The 19,991-nt window shown below is 64.8% G+C and carries 20 protein-coding genes; 11 read left to right on the top strand and 9 right to left on the bottom strand.

Features of this window, described 5'->3' with window-relative positions; genetic code table 11:
* Positions 1–60: 60 nt before the first annotated feature.
* The 11 genes from V6M50_RS03080 (at position 61) to V6M50_RS03030 (ending at position 12,289) form a co-directional block, all read left to right on the top strand.
* Positions 61–918, top strand: coding sequence for an SDR family NAD(P)-dependent oxidoreductase (locus tag V6M50_RS03080; RefSeq protein ID WP_332817067.1), 858 nt, complete (start codon positions 61–63; stop codon positions 916–918).
* Positions 915–2,375, top strand: a complete 1,461-nt coding sequence (locus V6M50_RS03075; protein ID WP_332817066.1) for an MFS transporter — start codon at positions 915–917, stop codon at positions 2,373–2,375. Before V6M50_RS03080 ends, V6M50_RS03075 begins: the two co-directional genes overlap by 4 nt.
* Before the next feature lie 111 nt (positions 2,376–2,486).
* Entirely contained in the window at positions 2,487–3,776 is a 1,290-nt protein-coding gene (locus V6M50_RS03070; RefSeq protein ID WP_332817065.1) for an acyl-CoA dehydrogenase family protein, read from the top strand.
* A 112-nt stretch (positions 3,777–3,888) separates the two neighbouring features.
* Positions 3,889–4,980 (top strand): Zn-dependent alcohol dehydrogenase, encoded by a 1,092-nt coding sequence (locus V6M50_RS03065; protein WP_332817064.1) that lies wholly within the window; start codon positions 3,889–3,891, stop codon positions 4,978–4,980.
* On the top strand, positions 4,977–6,044 hold the full coding sequence (locus tag V6M50_RS03060) for a phosphotransferase family protein (protein WP_332817063.1): 1,068 nt from the start codon (positions 4,977–4,979) through the stop codon (positions 6,042–6,044). Before V6M50_RS03065 ends, V6M50_RS03060 begins: the two co-directional genes overlap by 4 nt.
* Positions 6,041–6,802 (top strand): SDR family oxidoreductase, encoded by a 762-nt coding sequence (locus V6M50_RS03055; RefSeq protein WP_332817062.1) that lies wholly within the window; start codon positions 6,041–6,043, stop codon positions 6,800–6,802. The genes V6M50_RS03060 and V6M50_RS03055 overlap by 4 nt, the downstream gene beginning before the upstream one ends.
* Positions 6,799–7,605 (top strand): SDR family NAD(P)-dependent oxidoreductase, encoded by an 807-nt coding sequence (locus V6M50_RS03050; protein WP_332817061.1) that lies wholly within the window; start codon positions 6,799–6,801, stop codon positions 7,603–7,605. Before V6M50_RS03055 ends, V6M50_RS03050 begins: the two co-directional genes overlap by 4 nt.
* A gap of 14 nt (positions 7,606–7,619) precedes the next feature.
* A complete protein-coding gene (locus tag V6M50_RS03045; protein WP_332817060.1) occupies positions 7,620–8,567 on the top strand; it encodes an aldo/keto reductase family protein in 948 nt (315 codons plus the stop codon).
* Positions 8,564–9,766, top strand: a complete 1,203-nt coding sequence (locus V6M50_RS03040; protein WP_332817059.1) for a serine hydrolase domain-containing protein — start codon at positions 8,564–8,566, stop codon at positions 9,764–9,766. The genes V6M50_RS03045 and V6M50_RS03040 overlap by 4 nt, the downstream gene beginning before the upstream one ends.
* A 120-nt stretch (positions 9,767–9,886) precedes the next feature.
* Complete coding sequence (locus V6M50_RS03035) at positions 9,887–11,920, top strand: 3-hydroxyacyl-CoA dehydrogenase NAD-binding domain-containing protein (protein ID WP_332817058.1); 2,034 nt, start codon at positions 9,887–9,889, stop codon at positions 11,918–11,920.
* Positions 11,921–12,064: 144 nt separating this feature from the next.
* Positions 12,065–12,289 (top strand): hypothetical protein, encoded by a 225-nt coding sequence (locus tag V6M50_RS03030; RefSeq protein WP_332817057.1) that lies wholly within the window; start codon positions 12,065–12,067, stop codon positions 12,287–12,289.
* On the opposite strand, the gene mmsB is transcribed toward V6M50_RS03030, so the two are convergent.
* From mmsB to V6M50_RS02985, 9 genes are all read right to left on the bottom strand, one after another.
* Positions 12,283–13,155, bottom strand: coding sequence for a 3-hydroxyisobutyrate dehydrogenase (gene mmsB / locus V6M50_RS03025; RefSeq protein WP_332817056.1), 873 nt, complete (start codon positions 13,153–13,155; stop codon positions 12,283–12,285). The genes V6M50_RS03030 and mmsB overlap by 7 nt on opposite strands.
* A 1-nt stretch (position 13,156) precedes the next feature.
* Positions 13,157–13,414, bottom strand: coding sequence for a hypothetical protein (locus tag V6M50_RS03020; RefSeq protein WP_332817055.1), 258 nt, complete (start codon positions 13,412–13,414; stop codon positions 13,157–13,159).
* Positions 13,399–14,181, bottom strand: coding sequence for an enoyl-CoA hydratase-related protein (locus tag V6M50_RS03015; protein WP_332817054.1), 783 nt, complete (start codon positions 14,179–14,181; stop codon positions 13,399–13,401). The genes V6M50_RS03020 and V6M50_RS03015 overlap by 16 nt, the downstream gene beginning before the upstream one ends.
* An 87-nt stretch (positions 14,182–14,268) precedes the next feature.
* On the bottom strand, positions 14,269–15,315 hold the full coding sequence (locus V6M50_RS03010) for an enoyl-CoA hydratase/isomerase family protein (RefSeq protein ID WP_332817053.1): 1,047 nt from the start codon (positions 15,313–15,315) through the stop codon (positions 14,269–14,271).
* Complete coding sequence (locus V6M50_RS03005) at positions 15,312–16,457, bottom strand: acyl-CoA dehydrogenase family protein (RefSeq protein WP_332817052.1); 1,146 nt, start codon at positions 16,455–16,457, stop codon at positions 15,312–15,314. Before V6M50_RS03005 ends, V6M50_RS03010 begins: the two co-directional genes overlap by 4 nt.
* Positions 16,458–16,529: 72 nt before the next feature.
* Entirely contained in the window at positions 16,530–16,835 is a 306-nt protein-coding gene (locus V6M50_RS03000; RefSeq protein WP_332817051.1) for an I78 family peptidase inhibitor, read from the bottom strand.
* A gap of 25 nt (positions 16,836–16,860) precedes the next feature.
* Complete coding sequence (locus V6M50_RS02995; RefSeq protein ID WP_332817050.1) at positions 16,861–17,397, bottom strand: hypothetical protein; 537 nt, start codon at positions 17,395–17,397, stop codon at positions 16,861–16,863.
* Between the two features lie 68 nt (positions 17,398–17,465).
* A complete protein-coding gene (locus V6M50_RS02990; protein ID WP_332817049.1) occupies positions 17,466–18,377 on the bottom strand; it encodes a polysaccharide deacetylase family protein in 912 nt (303 codons plus the stop codon).
* A gap of 30 nt (positions 18,378–18,407) precedes the next feature.
* The gene (locus V6M50_RS02985; RefSeq protein ID WP_332817048.1) at positions 18,408–19,901 is read right to left on the bottom strand and encodes a CoA-acylating methylmalonate-semialdehyde dehydrogenase; all 1,494 of its coding nucleotides are present in this window, start codon (positions 19,899–19,901) and stop codon (positions 18,408–18,410) included.
* Positions 19,902–19,991: the final 90 nt, after the last annotated feature.

Genomic DNA, 19,991 nt, shown 5'->3' with positions numbered 1-19,991 from the left:
CGTTGACGCATGTCCTTTGGCCCCTAAGCTAAGTGGCAAAAGAAAACGGGAGAATGGGTCATGCGATTCGCTGGCAAGATTGCCGTCGTCACCGGTGCAGCATCGGGAATCGGCAAAGCCACAGTCTTGAAACTCGCGAGCGAAGGCGCACATGTCTTCGCCGCCGACATCGACGATGCCGGCGGACAGGCGCTCGCCGCCGCGTCGAACGGCAAGATCGATTTCGTCCGCTGCGACGTCACCAAGCCGTCGGACATCGAGGCGCTGATGAACGAGGCGGCCACCAAAGCCGGCGGGATCGACATCGTGTTCAACAACGCCGCCGCCGCCGGCGACCGCGCGCCGATTGACGAAATTACCCCCGAAGGCTGGGACCGCACGATGGACCTCGTACTGAAATCGGTCGCGATGGGTATCCGCTATGCAAGCCCGCACATGAAGGGCCGCAAGGGTGCATCGATCGTCAACACCGCAAGCGTCGCGGCGCTCGGCGCGGGCTATTCGCCGATCGCCTATGCCGTCGCGAAAGCGGGCGTGCTCCACCTTTCCAAAATCGCGGCGACCGACCTCGCGCGCTACGGCATTCGCGTCAACGCGATCTGCCCCGGTTTCATCAACACCAATATCTTCACCTCGTCGCTCGACGTGCCCGACGCGCATAAGGATCAGGCGAAGGCGATCATCGCGGGGATGAGCGCGGCCGCGCAGCCCGTCGCGCGCGGCGGCCAGCCCGAGGATATCGCCAACGCCGTCGCTTATCTCGCGAGCGAGGAATCCTCCTTCATGACCGGCACGCATATGCTGGTCGACGGCGGACTGACGATCGGCCAGCGCCACGCCTGGGACCCCGAAGCCCCCGGCCTGTTCGATGCGCTCGTTGCGATGGAGGAGGCCGCCAAGGCCGGAGCCGACGCGTGAGCGCAGCGGCCGCGACGGTTCCGGCGCCCAAACGCCTGCCCGTCTGGCTGAAGGCCACGCATGGGCTTGGCAGCATCGCCTATGGCGTCAAGGACAACGGTTTTTCGACCTTTCTTCTGCTCTTCTACAATCAGGTGATCGGGCTCGACGCGGGCATCGTCGGTGCCGCGATCATGGTCGCGTTGATCGCCGACGCCTTCGTCGATCCGGTGATCGGCGAGCTGACCGACCGCACGCGCAGTCGCTGGGGCCGCCGCCTGCCATGGCTTTACGGCGCACCGATCCCGCTCGCCATCGCGTGGATGATGCTGTGGAGCCCGCCCGAAATGAGCGACACGATGACCGTCGCGTGGCTAATCGGCTTTGCAATCATCGTGCGGTCGCTGGTGTCGATGTGCGAGGTGCCGTCGGTCGCGATCGTCCCCGAACTCACCGGCGATTATGACGAACGCACCGCGGTCATGCGCTATCGCTTCCTGTTCGGTTGGGGCGGTGGGCTGCTCATCCTGCTGCTTGCTTACGGCGTCTTTTTCGGCGGCGCGAAAGGGCTCGTCGATCCTGAGGGCTATTTCCCCTATGCCCTCGCCGGGGCGCTGATGATGGCTGGCGCAGTGCTGGTTTCGGCAGCGGGGCAGCATAAGCGGATCGCGGTGTCGAACCTCGCCGATGTGAAGCCCGTGATGACGCTTCGCCATATCCTGCGCGACATGCGCGACACGCTGTCGAACCGGGCTTTCCTGTGGCTGATCTTCGCGGCGCTGTTCGGTTTTATCAATCAGGGCATCACCTTTTCGATGAACAATTATCTGCTCGGCTTTTTCTGGCAGTTCACGCAGGGCGAGATGGTCGCTTATGTCTTCCTGCTGTTCGGGTCGATGATCGCGGCCTTCCTGCTCGTGGCGCCGCTGTCGGCAAAGCTCGGCAAGCGCGACGGCGCGATTTTCGCCGGCGCCGTCGCCCTGCTCGTCAACAGCGGCATCTATTTCGCGTGGATCCAGGGATTTTTCCCCGGCCTGCCCGGAAAACCGAGTGTCGCGACGATGTTCGCGCTCGTTTTCGTGTCCAACAGCTTCTCGATCATCCTGATGATCCTCTCCTCCTCGATGATGGCCGATGTCGTCGAAGCGTCGCAGAGCGAGACCGGACGCCGGTCCGAAGGCCTGTTCTTCGCGGGCTATTTCTTCATGCAGAAATGCGCGACGGGCATCGGCATCTTCGCCGCCGGGCTGATCCTGTCTTTCGCGGCCTTTCCGGCGAATGCGAAACCGGGCGAGGTCGGCGGCGACGTGCTCGGCAACCTCGCGCTTGGCTATGCGCTCGCGATCCTGATCATCGGCACGCTGGGGCTGATCGTCATGCGCAAATTCCCGATTTCGCGCGCCGATCACGAGGCGCGACTGGCGTTGCTGGGCGACGCCGCACGCGCCGAACCCGACGCAAGCGGAGCACATCCGTAACGAACATGTCGCGCAGCGGCGGAATGATGTAATTTTGGGTCCCACGGGACTTGGCAAGGCCGTCGAATCGGTCCAAGAGTTTACGTGAACGTAAAGGGAAAGGAAGCGCAGATGGATTTCGATCTCACCGACCGGCAGGTCTATTGGCGGGACCGGGTGCGCGATTTCATCGAGCGCAAGGTTCGCCCCGCCGTCCCCACTTACAACGAGCAGGACAAGGCCGGCGACCGCTGGAAGGTCATCCAGATCGTCGAGGATCTGAAGGCCGAGGCGAAGGACGCCGGCATCTGGAACCTGTTCATGCCGCCGCGCAGCGCCGCGCACCACCATGTCGACGAGACGTTCGAGTTCGAAGGCCCCGGCCTCACCAACCTCGAATATGCGCTGTGTGCCGAGGAAATGGGCCGCGTCGGCTTTGCGAGCGAAGTCTTCAACTGCTCGGCGCCCGACACCGGCAATATGGAAGTGTTCCACCGGTATGGCACGGCCAAGCAGAAGGAAAAATACCTCGGGCCGCTGATGAACGGGCAGATCCGCTCGGCGTTCCTGATGACCGAACCCAAGGTCGCCTCGTCCGACGCGACAAACATCGAAACGCGGATCGAGCGCGACGGCAGTGATTATATCATCAACGGCACCAAATGGTGGTCGTCGGGTGCGGGCGATCCGCGTTGCAGCGTCGCGATCGTGATGGGCAAGACCGATTTCGGCGCGAAGCGCCACGCGCAACAGTCGATGGTGCTGATGCCGCTCGATACGCCGGGCGTGAACATCCTGCGCCACCTGCCCGTCTTTGGGTATGACGACGCGCCGCACGGCCATATGGAAATCGAGCTCAAGGACGTGCGCGTCAACGCCGAGGACGCGATGCTGCTCGGCGAAGGCCGCGGCTTCGAGATCGCGCAGGGGCGCCTCGGCCCGGGCCGCATCCATCACTGCATGCGCACGATCGGCGTCGCCGAGGAAGCGATCGCCAAGATGGCGAAGCGGCTGCAGTCGCGTGTCGCCTTCGGCCGCAAGGTCGCCGAATACAGCATCTGGGAACATCGCTTGGCGCGCGCGCGGATCGACATCGAGATGACGCGCCTGCTGTGCCTCAAGGCCGCCGACATGATGGACAAGGTCGGCAACAAGTCGGCCGCGGCCGAGATCGCGATGATCAAGGTGCAGGCGCCGAACATGGCGCTGAAGATCATCGACGACGCGATCCAGGCGCACGGCGGCGGCGGCGTGTCCGAGGATTTCGGGCTGGCCAAGGCCTATGCGCACCAACGGACCTTGCGGCTCGCCGACGGTCCCGACGAGGTCCACGAGCGCGCGATCGCGCGGATCGAATTCGCCAAGCATAGCGAAGCGGCCGATCCGGGCTTTTCGTCGGGCGACATAGGGGTTTCGCGCTAGCTCCCCTCCCGCCTGCGGGAGGGGCCGGGGGAGGGCCTGTTCCGCTTCGTATTTAACATTCCCTCCCCTAACCCCTCCCGCAGGCGGGAGGGGGACCAAACGGAGAGCATGAATGACCAAAGCCGCCATCCTGATCGAACCCGGCAAACCGCTCGCCATCGAGACGGTGCAGATTGCCGACTGCGGCCCGCACGAGGTGCGCATCCGCACCGCCGCCTGCGGCCTTTGCCATTCGGATCTGCATTTCATCGACGGCGCCTATCCGCACCCGCTGCCCGCGATCCCCGGCCACGAAGCCGCGGGCATCGTCGAGGCGGTCGGCAGCGAAGTGCGCACGGTGAAGGTCGGCGATGCCGTCGTCACCTGCCTGTCCGCCTTTTGCGGCCACTGCGAGTTCTGCGTTTCGGGCCGCATGTCGCTGTGCATGGGCGGCGACACGCGCCGCACGCCCGGGCAGCCGCCGCGCATCACGCGCCCCGATGGCAGCATCGTCAACCAGATGCTCAACCTCAGCGCCTTTGCCGAAACGATGCTCGTCCACGAACATGCCTGCGTCGCGATCAACCCCGACATGCCGCTCGACCGCGCCGCGGTCATCGGCTGCGCGGTGACGACGGGCGCGGGAACGATCTTCAACGCTTGCAAGGTCACCCCGGGCGAGACCGTCGCGGTCGTCGGTTGCGGCGGCGTCGGCCTCGCGACGATCAACGCCGCGAAGATCGCCGGTGCGGGGCGCATCATCGCCGCCGACCCGGTTCCGGAAAAGCGCGCGCTGGCGATGAAGCTCGGCGCGACCGATGTCGTCGACGCAATGGACGCGGATGCTGCCAAGCAGATCCTCGACCTGACGAGGGGCGGCGTCGATCATGCGATCGAAGCGGTCGGGCGTCCGGCCTCGGCCAGCCTCGCGGTTGCATCGCTACGCCGCGGCGGCACCGCGACGATCCTCGGCATGATGCCGCTGTCCGAAAAGGTCGGCCTCAGCGCGATGGACCTGCTTTCGGGCAAGAAATTGCAGGGCGCGATCATGGGGGGCAACCGCTTCCCGGTCGATATCCCGCGGCTTGTCGATTTCTACCTGCGCGGGCTGCTCGACCTCGACAGCATCGTCGCCGAAACGATCCCGCTCGAGAAGATCAACGACGGTTTCGACAAGATGAAGAAAGGCGACGCCGCGCGGTCGGTGATCGTTTTCGATCAATGACTCTCGACGCCCAGAAGGCCTTCAGCGGCACCGTCGCGCCCGAAGGCGCCGATCTGCTCGACGAGGCGAAGCTCACCGCGTGGATGGAAGCAAATGTCGAGGGTTTCACCGGTCCGCTGACCCAGCATAAATTCGCCGGCGGCCAGTCGAACCCGACGTACAAGATCGGCGCGCCGTCGGGCAATTATGTGCTGCGGCGCAAGCCCTTCGGCCCGCTGCTCCCGTCGGCGCACGCGGTCGACCGCGAATATAAGGTGCAGGCGGGGCTGCACAAAATGGGCTTCCCCGTCGCGCGCCAATATGGCCTGTGCACCGACGACAGTGTCATCGGTAGCTGGTTCTATGTGATGGGGATGGTCGACGGCCACACGATCTGGGACGGCGCAATGCCGGGATCGACCCCCGAAAACCGCCGCGCGACCTATGAGGCGATGATCGATACGCTCGCCGCGCTGCACAATGTCGACGTCGAGGCGGCGGGGCTGTCGGACTATGGCAAGCCCGGCAATTATTTCGGCCGTCAGGTCGACCGCTGGACCAAGCAATACCGGCTGTCCGAAACCGAGACGATGGACGAGATGGAACGGCTGATCGCCTTCCTTCCCGCGAGCCTTCCCGAACAGACGCGCACCAGCGTCGTCCATGGCGATTACCGCATCGACAATATGATCTTTGCGAAGGGCCGCCCCGAAATTCTCGCGGTGCTCGACTGGGAATTGTCGACTTTGGGCGATCCGCTCGCCGATTTCACTTATGTCGCGATGGCATGGGTCACCGAAAATGGCGGCCGGTCAGGGGTCATGGATATCGACCGCGCGGCGCTTGGCATTCCCGAACTCGACGAAATGGTCGAACGCTATTGCAAGGCCACCGGCCGCGACGGCGTGCCCGACATGAACTGGTATTTCGCCTATAATTTCTTCCGCCTCGCGGGGATCATCCAGGGCATCAAGAAGCGCGTGATCGAGGGTACCGCCTCCTCGCAACATGCCAAGGACATGTCCGAACGCGTCCGTCCGCTGGCGGAAAAGGCGTGGGATTTTGCACGAAAGGCCGGCGCATGAGTTTATTCGATCTGAGCGGCAAGGTCGCGATCATCACCGGATCGTCGCGCGGCATCGGGCAGGCGATTGCCGAGGAATATGCCGATCATGGCGCCAGGGTCGTGATTACCAGCCGCAACATCGAGCCGTGCGAGGCCGTCGCGGCGGGGATCAACGCCAAACATCCCGGCGCCGCCATCGCCGTCTCGTCGAGCCTGTCGTCGAAGGAATCGCTGCAGGCGATGGTCGATGCGGGACGCGCGGCGTTCGGGCCGATCGACATCCTCGTCTGCAACGCCGCGTCGAACCCGCATTATGGGCCGATGGAGGCGATCAGCGACGAGGCGCTGCGCAAGACGCTCGACCACAATATCGTCGCCCAGCACTGGCTGATCACGATGGTCGCCCCCGAAATGCGCGAGCGGCAGTCGGGGTCGATCATCCTGGTGTCGTCGATCGGGGGCCTGCGCGGTTCGTCGATCCTCGGCGCCTATGCGATCACCAAGGCCGCCGATATCCAGATGGTCAAAAATCTGGCGCGCGAATTCGGTCCGGCGAACGTCCGGATCAACGCGATCGCGCCGGGATTGGTCAAAACCGATTTTGCCAAGGCGCTGTGGGAAAATCCGGAAAATCTGAAAGCCTCGACCTCGAACGCCTGCCTCGGCCGGATCGGCGAGCCGCGCGAGATCGCGGGGGCGGCGGTGTTCCTGGGGTCAGGCGCGTCAACCTTCATAACCGGGCAGACGATCGTTGTGGATGGAGGTGTCGTGGTATGAGCGGAGCATTGGACGGCAAGATCGCGATCATCACGGGTGCCGGCAGCGGCATCGGCCGCGCGAGCGCGCTGCGCTTCGCCGCCGAGGGCGCCAAGCTCGTCATCGGCGACAAGACGGCGGCGGTGCACGAAACCGCGCAGTTGGTGAAGGATGCCGGCGGCGAAGCGGTTGCGCTGGAGATCGACGCGGGTGTCGAGGCCGATGTCGCGAAGCTCGTCGCGACCGCGAAGGAAACCTACGGCGGCCTCGACGTCGCCTTCGCCAACGCCGGGATCATCGGCGACATGGGCGGCATTTTCGATTTCGACCCCATCGCCTGGGCCGAGACGCTGCGCGTCAACCTGATCGGCCCCGCGCTGATGGTGAAGCACGCCGGCAAGGCGATGGTCGATCAGGGCCGCGGCGGCGCGATCGTGCTCACCGCGAGCGTTGCGGGGCTCAATTCGGGCGCGGGTCCAGGGGCCTATTCGGCCTCGAAAGCGGGGGTGATCAACCTCGCCAAGGTCGCGGCGCAGCAGCTGTCGACGAGCGGTGTGCGCGTCAACGCGGTGTGCCCCGGCCTCACCGAAACGGGCATGACCAAGCCGACCTTCGACTATGCCAAGGCGAAGGAGGTCACCCACAAGCTGGGGCAACTCAATCCGCTTCGCCGCGCGGCGCAGCCCGAAGAACTCGCCAATGTTGCGCTTTTCCTCGCAAGCGACCAGGCAAGCTATGTCAATGGCCAGGCGATCGCGGTCGATGGCGGGCTCACCAGCTCGCACCCGGTGACGCGCCAGCTGCTCGGCCAGACCTCGCACTGACGAAAGGCTGATCCATGCAATATCGCGACCTCGGCGACAGCGGCATCAAAGTCTCCGAAATCTGCCTCGGCAGCTGGCTGACCTATGGGGTCGGGGTCGACGACAGCGCGGGGCGTGAATGTCTCGACGCGGCGTTCGACGCCGGGATCAACTTCATCGACACCGCGAATGCCTATGGCCGCGGCGCGGCGGAGGAATTTCTCGGCCGCGCGCTCAAGGACCGCGCGCGCGATAGCTATATTCTGGCAACGAAGGTTTTTTTCCCGATGTCGGACAGCGACAAGGGGCTGAGCCGCGCGCAGATCGAGAAGCAGATCGACGCCAGCCTGACGCGGCTCCAGACCGACTATGTCGACCTCTACCAATGCCACCGCTACGATCCCGACACCCCGCTTGAGGAGACGATGGCGGCGCTGAGCGAGGTCGTGCGCAGCGGCAAGACGCGCGCGATCGGCTTTTCCGAATGGTCGCCCGACCAGATCGCCGCGGCGCTGGCGCTCGCGCCGCCCAACGTCAAATTCGTGTCGAGCCAGCCGCAATACAGCCTGCTCTACCGGCGCCCCGAAGCCGGGGTGATCCCGCTGTGCATCGCCAATGGCATCGGCCAGATCGTCTGGTCGCCGCTCGCGATGGGAGTGCTCAGCGGCAAATATCTTCCCGGCGCGCCGCCGCCCGCGGGCAGCCGCGCGACGAGCGAGGACCAGCATTTCATGGAACGCTATCTCGCCGAGCCGGTGCTCGAAGCGGTGCAGAGATTGCGCCCGATCGCCGATAAGGCGGGATGCAGCATGGCGCAGCTCGCGGTCGCGTGGCTGCTCGCGCAACCCGGGATGGCGAGCGTCATCGTCGGCGCGAGCCGCGCGAGCCAGGTCCATGACAATGCCGCCGCCAGCGACCTTGCCATCGATCCGGCGCTGCTCGCCGAGGCAGCCGCCACCCTCGAAGGGGTCCGCGTCGCATGAGCCATGGTTTCGATAAAACGCGCCTCGACCGCATCCCGGCGTTTCTCGCCGCCAAATATGTCGACACAGGCCGCCTGCCGCACGCCGCGACGCTTGTGTCGCGGCGCGGCGAGGTCGCGCATGTCTCTTGCATCGGCGAAGCGCGGCCGGGCGAAGCGCTGAAAGAAGATGCGATCTTCCGCATCGCGAGCATGACCAAGCCGATCACGAGCATCGCGTTCATGATGCTCGTCGAAGAGGGCAAGGTTGCGCTCAGCGATCCGCTGGTGAAGTTTTGCCCCGAGTTCAAGGATACCGGCGTCTTCGTCGCGGGCGGGGGCAATGTGCCCTTCCTGACGCGGCCCCCCGCTTCTCCGATCCGCATGGTCGACCTGCTGCGCCACACCGCGGGCCTCACCTACGGCTTTCAGGAGCGCACGCCGGTCGACGCCGCATACCGCAAGGCGCGCATCGACGATTTCGACGCCGATTATACAATGGACAGCTTCATCGCCGATCTGGCGAAAATTCCGCTGCAGTTCGACCCCGGCGCGCACTGGAATTATTCGATGGCGACCGATGTGCTCGGCGCGGTGATTGAGCGGATCGAGGGCAAGCCGTTTGGCGAGGTGCTGCAAGAGCGGATCTTCGGTCCGCTCGGCATGGTCGATACCGGCTTCAAGGTGCCTGCGGACCAGCAGTACCGGCTGACCGACTGCTACGCCTTTGATCCGAAGGACAAGATGAAGCCGTTCGACAGCGGCGACAAGAGCCGCTGGGCGAAGGATCGCACCTTCCATTCGGGCGGCGGCGGGCTCGCCTCGACACTCCACGATTATCACCGCTTTTGCCTGATGCTGCTCGGCGACGGGCAGCTCGAAGGTGTCCGCATCATCAGCCGCAAGACGCTCGCGCTGATGACCGCGAACCACCTCGTCGGCGGCGGCGACCTTGTCCAGCACAGCGTCGGCATCTTCTCCGAGGCCGAGAATGCCGGGGTCGGCTTCGGTCTCGGTTTTGCCGTGAACGAAAGCCCCGCACAGACGATGACCCCCGGCTCTGTCGGTGATTATTATTGGGGCGGCATGTTCTCGACCGGTTTCTTCGTCGATCCGGTCGAGCAGATCTGCATGGTCTTCATGACCCAGCTCATGCCCTCTTCCACCTATCCCGTGCGGCGCGAGGTCAAGACCCTCGTCCACGCCGCGATCGACGATTGAAAATGCAAACCCCTCTTCCCGTTTGTGTCGAGCAAAGCCCGGACACCCAGAAGGCAATTGCCGACGATGGGCATCTCGACTTCGCTCGTTGCGAACGGGGTTCAGACCAAGGAGCCTAAAATGTCCGAAGATACTCCCGTTTCCGTCACGATGCAGAAGGACGGCGACGTTGCCGTCATCATCGTCAACAACCCGCCGGTCAATGCGCTGAGCTGGCATGTCCGCCAGGGGCTGGAAGATCATTTCGCGACCGCGCTTTCCGATGACAGCGTCAAGGCGATCGTGCTGCGCTGCGACGGTGCGACCTTCATCGCGGGCGCCGACATCAGCGAATTCGGCAAGCCGCCGCGCGGTCCCGATTTCAACGCGGTGCTGAACAGCATCGAGGCGGCATCGAAGCCGGTGGTCGCCGCGATCCACGGCACCGCGCTCGGCGGCGGTCTCGAGACCGCGCTGGTCTGTCACTATCGCATCGCGGTGCCGTCGGCGAAGCTCGGCGTGCCCGAGGTGAAGCTCGGCCTGCTCCCCGGTGCCGGCGGCACCCAGCGCCTGCCGCGCGTCGTCGGCGTCGAAGCCGCGGCGACGATGACCTCGACCGGCGACCCGCTTCCCGCCGCCAAGGCGAAGGAACTCGGCCTTGTCGACGAACTCGCGGGCGAGGACAGCCTCGCCGCCGATGCGATCGCCTTTGCGCGCGCGAAGATCGCCGACGGTCCGCGCCCGACGCGCAACCGCCCGGTGTTCGGCGATGTCGCGGTGATCGAACAGCTGAAGGCGGCGAACGCCAAGCGCTGGCGCGGGTTCGAGGCGCCTTACGCCAACCTCGCCTGCGTCGAGGCGGCGACGCGCCTGCCCTTCGACGAGGGCCTCGCCTTTGAGCGCGAGCAGTTCATGAAGCTGATGTTCGGCAGCCAGTCGGCCGCGCAGCGCCACATCTTCTTCGCCGAGCGTCAGGCCGCGAAGATCGACGGCCTGCCCAAGGACACCAAGCTGCGCGACATCAAGAAGGTCGGCGTGATCGGCGCCGGCACGATGGGCGGCGGCATTTCGATGAACTTCCTCCAGAAGGGCATCCCCGTCACGATCGTCGAGATGGCGCAGGACGCGCTCGACCGCGGGCTTGGCGTGATCCGCAAGAATTACGATGCGTCGGCCGCCAAGGGCCGCTTCAAGCCCGAACAGGTCGACCAGATGATGGGTCTGCTCACCCCGACGCTCGGCCTCGAAGCGCTCGCCGACTGCGATCTCATCATCGAGGCGGTCTATGAGAATATGGACGTCAAGAAGGACATCTTCGGCAAGCTCGATAAAATCGCCAAGCCCGGCGCGATCCTCGCTTCGAACACCAGCTATCTCGACGTCGACGAAATCGCGACCGCGACGAGCCGCCCCGGCGATGTGCTGGGCATGCACTTCTTCTCGCCCGCCAATGTGATGAAGCTGCTCGAAGTCGTGCGCGGCGAAAAGACCGCGCCCGATGCGCTGGCAACGGCGATGGCGATCGGCAAGAAGATCGGCAAGGTCGCCGTGGTCGCGGGCGTGTGCGACGGCTTCATCGGCAACCGCATGCTGAAACCCCGCCAGATGGAAGCGATGAAGCTGCTGCTCGAAGGCGCGACCCCGGCGCAGGTCGACAAGGTCCATGTCGAATTCGGCATGCCGATGGGGCCGTTTCAGATGAGCGATCTTGCGGGGGTCGACATCGGCTGGCACCGCGATCCCAACCGCATCGAAAGCATCCGCGACGCGCTCGCCGCCGAAGGCCGCTGGGGGCAGAAGAAGCAGGCGGGCTTCTATGATTATGACGAGAAGCGCAATCCGAGCGAAAGCCCGCGTGTCGCCGAGATCATCGAGGAGTTCCGGGCGAAGGCGGGGGTCGAAAAGCGCGAAATCACCGACCAGGAGATCATCGAGCGCACCCTCTATCCGATGGTCAACGAAGGCGCGCTGATCCTGTCCGAAGGCAAGGCACAGCGCGCGAGCGACATCGATGTCGTATGGATCTATGGCTATGGCTGGCCGGTCTATCGCGGCGGCCCGATGTTCTGGGCGGGGCTTGAGGGCACCGACAAGATCGTCGCGGCGCTCGAGAAGCATGGATTTACCATCGCGCCGTTGCTCAAGGAAAAGGCGGCGGCGAAGTCGGGCTTCTAAGCTCGCTATCGCTTGCGAAAAGGAGGCCGTCTGTCCCGGCGTGGGGCAGGCGGCCTTTCATTTGCTCTCGCGTGGCCGCAGGGATGAGCGAAAACCTGCGATTCAGGGTTAAAGCACTGGCAAGACCTGCCGTTAGGGTAGAGCATGAACGCCATGTCCGCCCTCGCCGCCCTTCTGCTCGCCGGCAGCGCGCCGGTCCCGGCGCCGCAAGCGACGGCGGTCGCCGTGGCGCGCGCGAGGATATTGGTGCCCGCCGAAGTGCGGCGGGTGGGTGACCGGATCGAGGTGCGCACCGGCCGGCGCGACGCGCCGACGCAGGTGCACCGGACCGAGCGCCGCGATGGCGGCGAGACGGCAGACTTTTACTGAAGCGTGTGGATGATCGCCGAAAAGTCGCGGCCGTCCTTGTCGGCATCGACGAATGCCTCATACAGCTCGCGCGCTTTCGTCCCCATCGGAACGTCGGCGTCGACGCTTGCCGCGGCTTCCATCGCGAGGCGCAAATCCTTGAGCATCAGCGCGGCGGCGAACCCGCCCTTGTAATCATTGTCGGCGGGGGTCGTTGGCCCGACGCCGGGGAGCGGCGCGTAGGAGGTCAGCGACCAGCATTGCCCCGACGATACGCTGGCGATGTCGAAGAATTTCTGCGGGTCGAGCCCCAATTTCTGCGCGAGCGCGAGCGTCTCGCACGTCGCGACCATCGAGGCGCCGAGCAGCATGTTGTTGCAGATCTTCGCCGCCTGCCCCGCCCCCGCGTCGCCGGCATGGATCACCGCCTTGCCCATCTTCGCAAGGATCGGTTCGGCGCGCGAAAAGCCGTCGTCGGTGCCGCCGACCATGAAGGTCAGCGTGCCGGCGTTGGCGGCGGCGATGCCGCCCGACACCGGCGCATCGACCGCGACGAGACCCTTGGCGGTCGCAGCTTCGATATTCGAGCGCGCGGTCGCGACGTCGATCGTCGAGCAGTCGAGGAGCAAGGTCCCCGGTGCAGCGTTCGGAAACACCTCGGCTTCATAGACCGAGGCGACATGCTTGCCCGCGGGAAGCATCGTCACCACGGCTTCGGCGCCGGTGACGGCTTCCGCGGCGGACACAGCGCGGGTGCAGCCCCCTTCGACAGCGCGTTCCAACGCTTCTTCGCTGAGGTCGAACGCGCGGACGTCATGCCCCGCCTTCGCGAGATTCGCGGCCATCCCGCCACCCATATTGCCAAGTCCGATGAATGCGATTTTCATGTCATTCTCCCGAAGGATTTTTCGATTTCAGCCACTGCGCGACCAGACTGACCGCAAGCGTCAACAAGGCGGCAGCGGGTAAGATCAGGAAGGCGACGAGCCACCAGAGCAATCCTTCGAGGTCGCCCTGATCATATAAGATGCGTTGATCCACGACATAGGCGTAAGCAAGGATATGCAGGCCAATCAGGATCGCGGCGGCGTAAATTGCCCGCTTTGAGACGACCTGTCGCCGCGAAGGGCTCACCGCCCCTTCCACACGCCTTCGCGCTTTTCGATGAAGGCGGCCATGCCTTCGGCCTTGTCCTCGGTCGCGGCGAGGATCTGGAACAGGCGGCGTTCGTAGATCAGCCCCTGGTCGAGCGTCGTCTCATACGCGGCGTTGACCATGTCCTTGTTTACCATCGCGGCCATCGGCGGCATGCTGGCGATTGTCGTCGCGGTCTTCACGGCTTCGTCGACGAGGCTTTCATGCTGGACGACGCGCGCGACGAGGCCCGAGCGTTCGGCTTCCGCCGCGTCCATCATCCGGCCGGTCAGGCACATTTCCATCGCCTTCGCCTTGCCCACGGCGCGGGTCAGCCGCTGCGACCCGCCCATGCCCGGCGCGACGCCGAGCTTGATTTCGGGCTGGCCGAACTTCGCCTTGTCCGACGCGACGATGAAGTCGGCCATCATCGCGAGTTCGCAGCCGCCGCCGAGCGCGAAGCCGTTGACCGCGGCGATCCACGGCTTGCGGACCTTCTTCACGAAATCGCTCGTCCATTTCGAGAAGAAATCCTCGAGATAGAAATCGGCGGCAGGCTTGTCGGCCATTTCCTTGATGTCGGCACCCGCGGCGAACGCCTTGTCGCCCGAGCCGGTGAGCACCGCGCAGCGCTGCCCCGGATCGGCCTCATACGCCGCGAAGGCCGCGATCAAATCGTCGAGCACCTTCGAATTGAGCGCATTGAGCGCCTGCGGGCGGTTGAGCGTCACCAGGGTGACGGCGCCGCGCGTTTCGACGAGGAGGGTTTCGTATGTCATTCTCATGATCTCCAGATAATCGTCATCCGGGACTTGATCCGGTATCCATGACCGCGTGGGCCCCGGATCAAGTCCGGGGTGACGAGGTCAGGTTAGCGGGGTCCATTTTTCCTCATCGGGCAAGGGCGCAAAGATCGCGTCGATCCAGTCGTCGGTGACGGCTTCGGCGGTTGGCGGATTCCATTTCGGGCTGTTGTCCTTGTCGACGATCAGCGCGCGGACGCCCTCGAGGAAATCGTGCATTTGGACGACGCGGCTGCCGATCGCATATTCCTGCGTCATCTGCGCGGCAAAGTCGTGCATCGCGCCGCCTTCCTTGAGCTGACGCAGCGCGATCTTGCATGTCTGGGGCGATTTGGTGCGCAGCGCGTCGAGCTCTTTCTGGGCCCACTCGCCGCCGTCGGTCTCGAGCGCGGTGAGAATATCCTCGTAGGTGTCGCTCGCGAACAGCCGGTTGATCTTGTCGATATGCTGGGTGATCGCGGCGGACGGTGCGGTGATCGAAAGCTCGCCGAGGATACCGCCGATGCGATCGGGGTGCGCGGCGATGCGCTCCTTCGCCTCGGCGAGCTTTTCGGACGGGAGATAGTGAGTGGCGAGACCGAGCGCGAGGCATTCGGCGCCGTCGAGGCGCGCGCCGGTGAGCGCGAGAAAGACGCCGACGCGGCCCTCCAATCGCGGCAGATACCAGCCGCCGCCGACGTCGGGGAACAGGCCGATCCCCGTTTCGGGCATCGCGAAGCGCGTATGTTCGGTCGCGACGCGATATTTCGCCGGCTGCGAAATCCCGACCCCGCCGCCCATGGTGATGCCGTCCATGAAAGCGACGACGGACTTGGGGTAAGTGAAGAGCAGATGGTTGAGGCGATATTCGGTGTGGAAAAAGGCCCTCGCCTCCTTGCCGTCCTTCGCGCCGCTTGTCGCGAGCATGCGGATGTCGCCGCCCGCGCAGAAGCCACGGCCCTCGCTATGATCGATGGTCACCGCCTCGACCGCGTCATCGCCCTGCCATTTCAAAAGCGCGTCGATCATCGCCTCGCACATGGTGAGGTTCAGGGCATGGATCGCCTTGGGACGATTCAGCGAGATGCGGCCGATGCGGCCTTCGGTCGAGATTAGAACATCGTCGGTCATTGGCGCAGCAGGTCCCTTCCGACGATCATCCGCATCACCTGGTTGGTGCCCTCGAGGATCGAATGGACGCGCAGGTCGCGCCAGAAACGCTCGATCGGATAATCTTTCAGATAACCGTAACCGCCGAACAGCTGGAGTGCGTCGTTGACGATCTTGCTGCCGTTATCGGTCGCGAGCCGCTTTGCCATCGCCGAGAAGCGCGACTTGTCGGGGGCGTTCGCGGTCACTTTCGCCGCCGCCATGTAAAGCAGCGCGCGCGCCGCTTCGAGGTCGGTCGCCATGTCGGCGAGCATGAACTGGGTGTTCTGGAAATCGGCGATCGGCTGGCCGAACTGCTGGCGATCCTTGGTATAGGCGACCGCTTCGTCGAGGCAGCGCTGCGCGCCGCCCAGCGAGCAGGCGCCGATGTTGAGCCGCCCGCCGTCGAGCCCCGCCATCGCGAAACGGAAGCCGTCGCCCTCGGCGCCGACGCGGTTTTCGACCGGCACTTTGACGTTGTCGAAGATCACCTGCGCGGTGGGCGACGCATTCCAGCCCAGCTTGCGCTCCTTGGCGCCGAAGCTGACACCGGGCATGTCCTTTTCGATGACGAGGCATGAAATGCCCTTCGGCCCCGGCTGACCCGTGCGGACCATAGTGACATAGATGTCGTTGACCCCGGCACCCGAAATGAACTGCTTGGTGCCGTTGATGACATAATGGCCGCCCTCGAGTTTGGCGTTCGTTTTGAGCGCCGCCGCGTCGGAGCCCGAGCCGGGTTCGGTCAGGCAATAGCTCGCGATCTTGTCCATCGTCACCAGGCTGGGCAGGAATTTGGCTTTCACCTCGGCACTGCCGAACGCATCGATCATCCAGCTCGACATATTATGGATCGAGATGAAGGACGAGGTCGCGGGGCAGCCATAGGCCATCGCTTCCATGATCAGCGCCGATTCGAGCCGCCCCAGCCCGATGCCGCCCGATTCCTCGGATACATAGATCGACGCGAAGCCGAGCTCGGCCGCCGCCTTGATCGTCTCACGCGGGAAGATGTGCTTCTCGTCCCAGTCGGCCGCGTGCGGCGTGATCGCATCGGCGGTGAATTTGCGCGCCATGTCCTGGATCGCAAGCTGGTCGTCGGTAAGCTGGAACTGGTCGGTCATATATTTTTCTCGATGGTTCGAAACCGCGGTGCGGAAGCGTGGTTGCGGCGGCTGGCCCCGCCGGTTTGCCCATCAGCCGCAGCTGATCCGTTCGATCTTGAGCGCATCGTCGTAGGAGACGGTCAGCCGGTCGGGGCGGAAGTCCATGGTGACCGCGGTGCGCGGCGGGACCCAGCGCAGCGTCGCCGCGCCGCTGCCCTTGAGCAGCTGGCCGCCGACAGCGGCGGTCGCGGTCTGGCCGACCAGCGACTGCACGCCATCGGCATTGCACGCCGCTTCGGCCGGCGGCGGCGTGGGCGCGGATTCGGCGGAAGTATCGGCGGCCGCGCACGCGGTGAGCGGCAGGGTGGCGGCAATTGCAATCCAGCGAATATCCATCTTTCGTCTCCCTTTCAAAAAACCGTCAGCCGGCGCAGCGCGTATAGCGCATCGACCCGGCCGCGGCACCCTCTCCAGTGTCGCGGCGGACCAGTGTCTTGCCGCCATCCTCGACGCGCAGCAGCATCTGGCGGTCCCATTCCACACCTTCGCCGCTGAACTTGTAATCGGCGACGATGCGGTTCGCTTCGCGCTCGCGGATGCGAGCGAGTTCGCCGTGCGATTCGAAAAATCGCAGGTTCGTCGCGTCGATCGTCAACGCCGTGAGGTCGGTGCCCCTTTTCGCCTGGCAGTCGGCCGCCTTGAGCGCCCAGCGACCCTGGATCGCCGCCGGGATCGCCTTGCCGCCACCATCGTTCCCGGCTTCAGGTTTTGCAGGCATTTCCTCGGCTGTTTCGGTCAGGTCCGCGTCGATCGTTTCGGGTGCTTCGGCAGGCGCAGGGCGCTCGGCCTTTTGCAGCGGGCTGATCGCGGCGGTGGCTTCGGGGCCGGATTCGTCGTCATTGCCGCCGCTGCACGCGGCGAGCATCAGCAATCCGGCGGGAAGCATGAAGCGGGTCATCGGCAATCTCCTTCGAAAGGAGAAATGCCCCGCGCGGCGTGCGGGTTTCATGAGAGGCTGGTGGTGCATCATTCGCCGCCGCCTTCGTCGAGCACTTTTTCGCGGAACATCGCGGTCGCCAGTTTGGTGTCATTGTAGCGATACCAGCGCGGCGCGGGCTGGCCCGCCTGCCATGCCAGCGCCTCGGTCAATGTGCCGTTGGCGGCAGCCGTATCGGGCATCACCGCGCCGATCGGGTCGGCATAGGCGGCATCGGCATCGACGACCGTCCAGCCGTCCTTGCGCAGCGCGCGAACGAGGTCGCCGACATACAGCGCGGCGAGGTCGGTTTCGTGGAGGAGCAGCATCTGCACCGGCTGGCGGCCAGTGACCTTCTGCATCATCGTATCGGCAAAGTTTGCCGCCTCGACATGCCAGGTGACATAAAGGTCGCGCAGCGCCTTGCGATTGACCTTCTTGTTCGCCTGCACCGCCTCGCGCGTCAGGTTTTCGAGGTGCCAGTCCGACGATTCGGCGGTGACATAGCCGTTGCGCAACCCGCGTGCGGCAAGCCCGGCGCGCACCGCGTCGCGCTTGGTCTTGTCGCGCCCGCCTTCGTCGAGGAAGGGAAAGCGGAACCAGGGACGATAGGCGCCACGACCCTTCAGCCAGAGCTCGGCGGCGTCGATGTCGGCAAGATAAGCCTCGGTGGTCAGCGCGCTCAGGCGCTGATGGCTATTGCTGTGATTCGCGATCGCATGGCCCGCATCGACATAGGCCTGAATCCGCAGCTGGCCGCCGTAACCATCGCCATGGCCTAGCTGGCCCGTGACAATAAAAAAGACCGCCTGCGGCGCATCGGCGCGCCACAATTCCCGGATGATGCGCTTCGTGCGCTCATCGGGCGTAAAAAAGGCACCGCGGGCGCGCGGCACATCGTCGAACGACAGCGCGATCGTCTTCTGCCCTGCTGCCTGAACGGGCAACAGCAACAGAATCATCAGGGGCAGGAGCAGCCGCCGAAGCAAGCTTCACCCCATCGTCGGAATGACGAAAGCGTTGCCGCCGTCGGGCGACCCGTCGGGCCAGCGCTGGGTGATCGTCTTGACCTTGGTCCAGAACTTCACGCCTTCCATGCCGTGCTGGTTGGTGTCGCCGAACGCCGAACGCTTCCAGCCGCCGAAGCTGTGATAGGCGACGGGCACCGGGATCGGGACGTTGATGCCGACCATGCCTACTTGCACGCGCGCGGCGAACTCGCGCGCGGCATGGCCGTTGCGCGTAAAGATCGCGACGCCATTGCCATACTGGTGCTTGCTGGGCAGTTCGAGCGCGGTTTCGAAATCGGGCGCGCGGACGATCTGCAGAACGGGGCCGAAGATTTCTTCCTTGTAGCTTTCCATGTCGGTGGTGACATGGTCGAACAGGGTCGGGCCGATGAAGAAGCCCTTTTCATGCCCCTGCAGCGAGAAGCCGCGGCCGTCGACGACCAGTTCGGCACCTTCGTCGGCGCATTTCTGGATCCAGCCTTCGACCTTTTCCTTGTGCGCCTGCGTCACCACCGGGCCGTAATGCGCCTCGGCATCGGTCGACACGCCGACGCGCAGCGCCGCGATTGCGGGGATCAGTTTCTCACGCAGGCGGTTGGCGGTGTCTTCGCCGACGGGGACGACGACCGGCAGCGCCATGCAACGCTCGCCCGCCGAGCCGAAAGCCGCGCCGGTCAAGTCGTTCACCACCTGATCGAGATCGGCGTCGGGCATGACGATGCCGTGGTTCTTCGCGCCGCCCATCGCCTGCACGCGCTTTCCGTTCGCGACGCCGCGGTTGTAGACATAATGCGCGATGTCCGACGAGCCGACGAAGCTGACCGCGCCGATGTCGGGATGGTCGAGGATCGCGTCGACCATTTCCTTGTCGCCGTGCACGACCTGGCAAATGCCTTCGGGAAGCCCGGCCTCGAGGAAGAGTTCGGCGAGGCGGACGGGGACCGACGGGTCGCGCTCGCTCGGCTTGATGAGGAAGGCATTGCCCGTCACGATCGCGACGCCGCTCATCCACAGCGGGATCATCGCGGGGAAATTGAACGGGGTGATGCCCGCGCCGATGCCGATTGGCTGGCGCATCGAATAGACGTCGATGCCGGGGCCGGCGCCCTGCGTATATTCGCCCTTCAGCACATGCGGGATGCCGCAGCAGAATTCGATGACCTCGAGCCCGCGCTGGATGTCGCCCTTCGAATCGGCGATCACCTTGCCATGCTCGCTCGACAGCATGTGCGCGAGCGCATCCATATTGGCTTCGACGAGGCGTTTGAATTCGAACATCACGCGCGCGCGGCGCTGCGGGTTGGTCGCCGCCCATGCGGGCTGCGCCTTCTTCGCCGCGGCAACCGCGCGATCGAGCAGCGCCGCATCGCCGAGCGCAACCTGCGCCTGCACGCCGCCGCTGTTGGGGTCGAACACGTCGCCCAGGCGCGCGCTGCCGCCGGCGCCGCCGACGATGAGGTGGTCAATCTGTCGCATGGTGAATCTCCGTCTCCAGTTGCAGCAGCAACAGACCATGCGGGGCATGATTGCAAGGGATAGACTTGCAGGACAATGCTGCATATTTGC

The sequence above is a fragment of the Sphingopyxis sp. genome, from assembly GCF_036675685.1.
In the GTDB taxonomy this organism is placed as follows: Bacteria; Pseudomonadota; Alphaproteobacteria; order Sphingomonadales; family Sphingomonadaceae; genus Sphingopyxis.
Note: the sequence above shows the minus strand (reverse complement) of the source record. Positions and strands in the feature narration are given on the sequence as shown.

Bases quoted from the DNA above. Each gene is read 5' to 3' on its own strand.
- V6M50_RS02995 (WP_332817050.1), bottom strand. From the start codon at position 17,397: ATGACCCGCTTCATGCTTCCCGCCGGATTGCTGATGCTCGCCGCGTGC.
- V6M50_RS03005 (WP_332817052.1), bottom strand. From the start codon at position 16,457: ATGACCGACCAGTTCCAGCTTACCGACGACCAGCTTGCGATCCAGGAC.
- V6M50_RS03030 (WP_332817057.1), top strand. From the start codon at position 12,065: ATGAACGCCATGTCCGCCCTCGCCGCCCTTCTGCTCGCCGGCAGCGCG.
- V6M50_RS03010 (WP_332817053.1), bottom strand. From the start codon at position 15,315: ATGACCGACGATGTTCTAATCTCGACCGAAGGCCGCATCGGCCGCATC.
- V6M50_RS03055 (WP_332817062.1), top strand. From the start codon at position 6,041: ATGAGTTTATTCGATCTGAGCGGCAAGGTCGCGATCATCACCGGATCG.
- V6M50_RS03015 (WP_332817054.1), bottom strand. From the start codon at position 14,181: ATGACATACGAAACCCTCCTCGTCGAAACGCGCGGCGCCGTCACCCTG.
- V6M50_RS03035 (WP_332817058.1), top strand. From the start codon at position 9,887: ATGTCCGAAGATACTCCCGTTTCCGTCACGATGCAGAAGGACGGCGAC.
- V6M50_RS03060 (WP_332817063.1), top strand. From the start codon at position 4,977: ATGACTCTCGACGCCCAGAAGGCCTTCAGCGGCACCGTCGCGCCCGAA.
- V6M50_RS03000 (WP_332817051.1), bottom strand. From the start codon at position 16,835: ATGGATATTCGCTGGATTGCAATTGCCGCCACCCTGCCGCTCACCGCG.
- V6M50_RS03065 (WP_332817064.1), top strand. From the start codon at position 3,889: ATGACCAAAGCCGCCATCCTGATCGAACCCGGCAAACCGCTCGCCATC.
- V6M50_RS03050 (WP_332817061.1), top strand. From the start codon at position 6,799: ATGAGCGGAGCATTGGACGGCAAGATCGCGATCATCACGGGTGCCGGC.
- V6M50_RS03070 (WP_332817065.1), top strand. From the start codon at position 2,487: ATGGATTTCGATCTCACCGACCGGCAGGTCTATTGGCGGGACCGGGTG.
- mmsB (WP_332817056.1), bottom strand. From the start codon at position 13,155: ATGAAAATCGCATTCATCGGACTTGGCAATATGGGTGGCGGGATGGCC.
- V6M50_RS03040 (WP_332817059.1), top strand. From the start codon at position 8,564: ATGAGCCATGGTTTCGATAAAACGCGCCTCGACCGCATCCCGGCGTTT.
- V6M50_RS03080 (WP_332817067.1), top strand. From the start codon at position 61: ATGCGATTCGCTGGCAAGATTGCCGTCGTCACCGGTGCAGCATCGGGA.
- V6M50_RS02990 (WP_332817049.1), bottom strand. From the start codon at position 18,377: ATGATTCTGTTGCTGTTGCCCGTTCAGGCAGCAGGGCAGAAGACGATC.
- V6M50_RS03045 (WP_332817060.1), top strand. From the start codon at position 7,620: ATGCAATATCGCGACCTCGGCGACAGCGGCATCAAAGTCTCCGAAATC.
- V6M50_RS02985 (WP_332817048.1), bottom strand. From the start codon at position 19,901: ATGCGACAGATTGACCACCTCATCGTCGGCGGCGCCGGCGGCAGCGCG.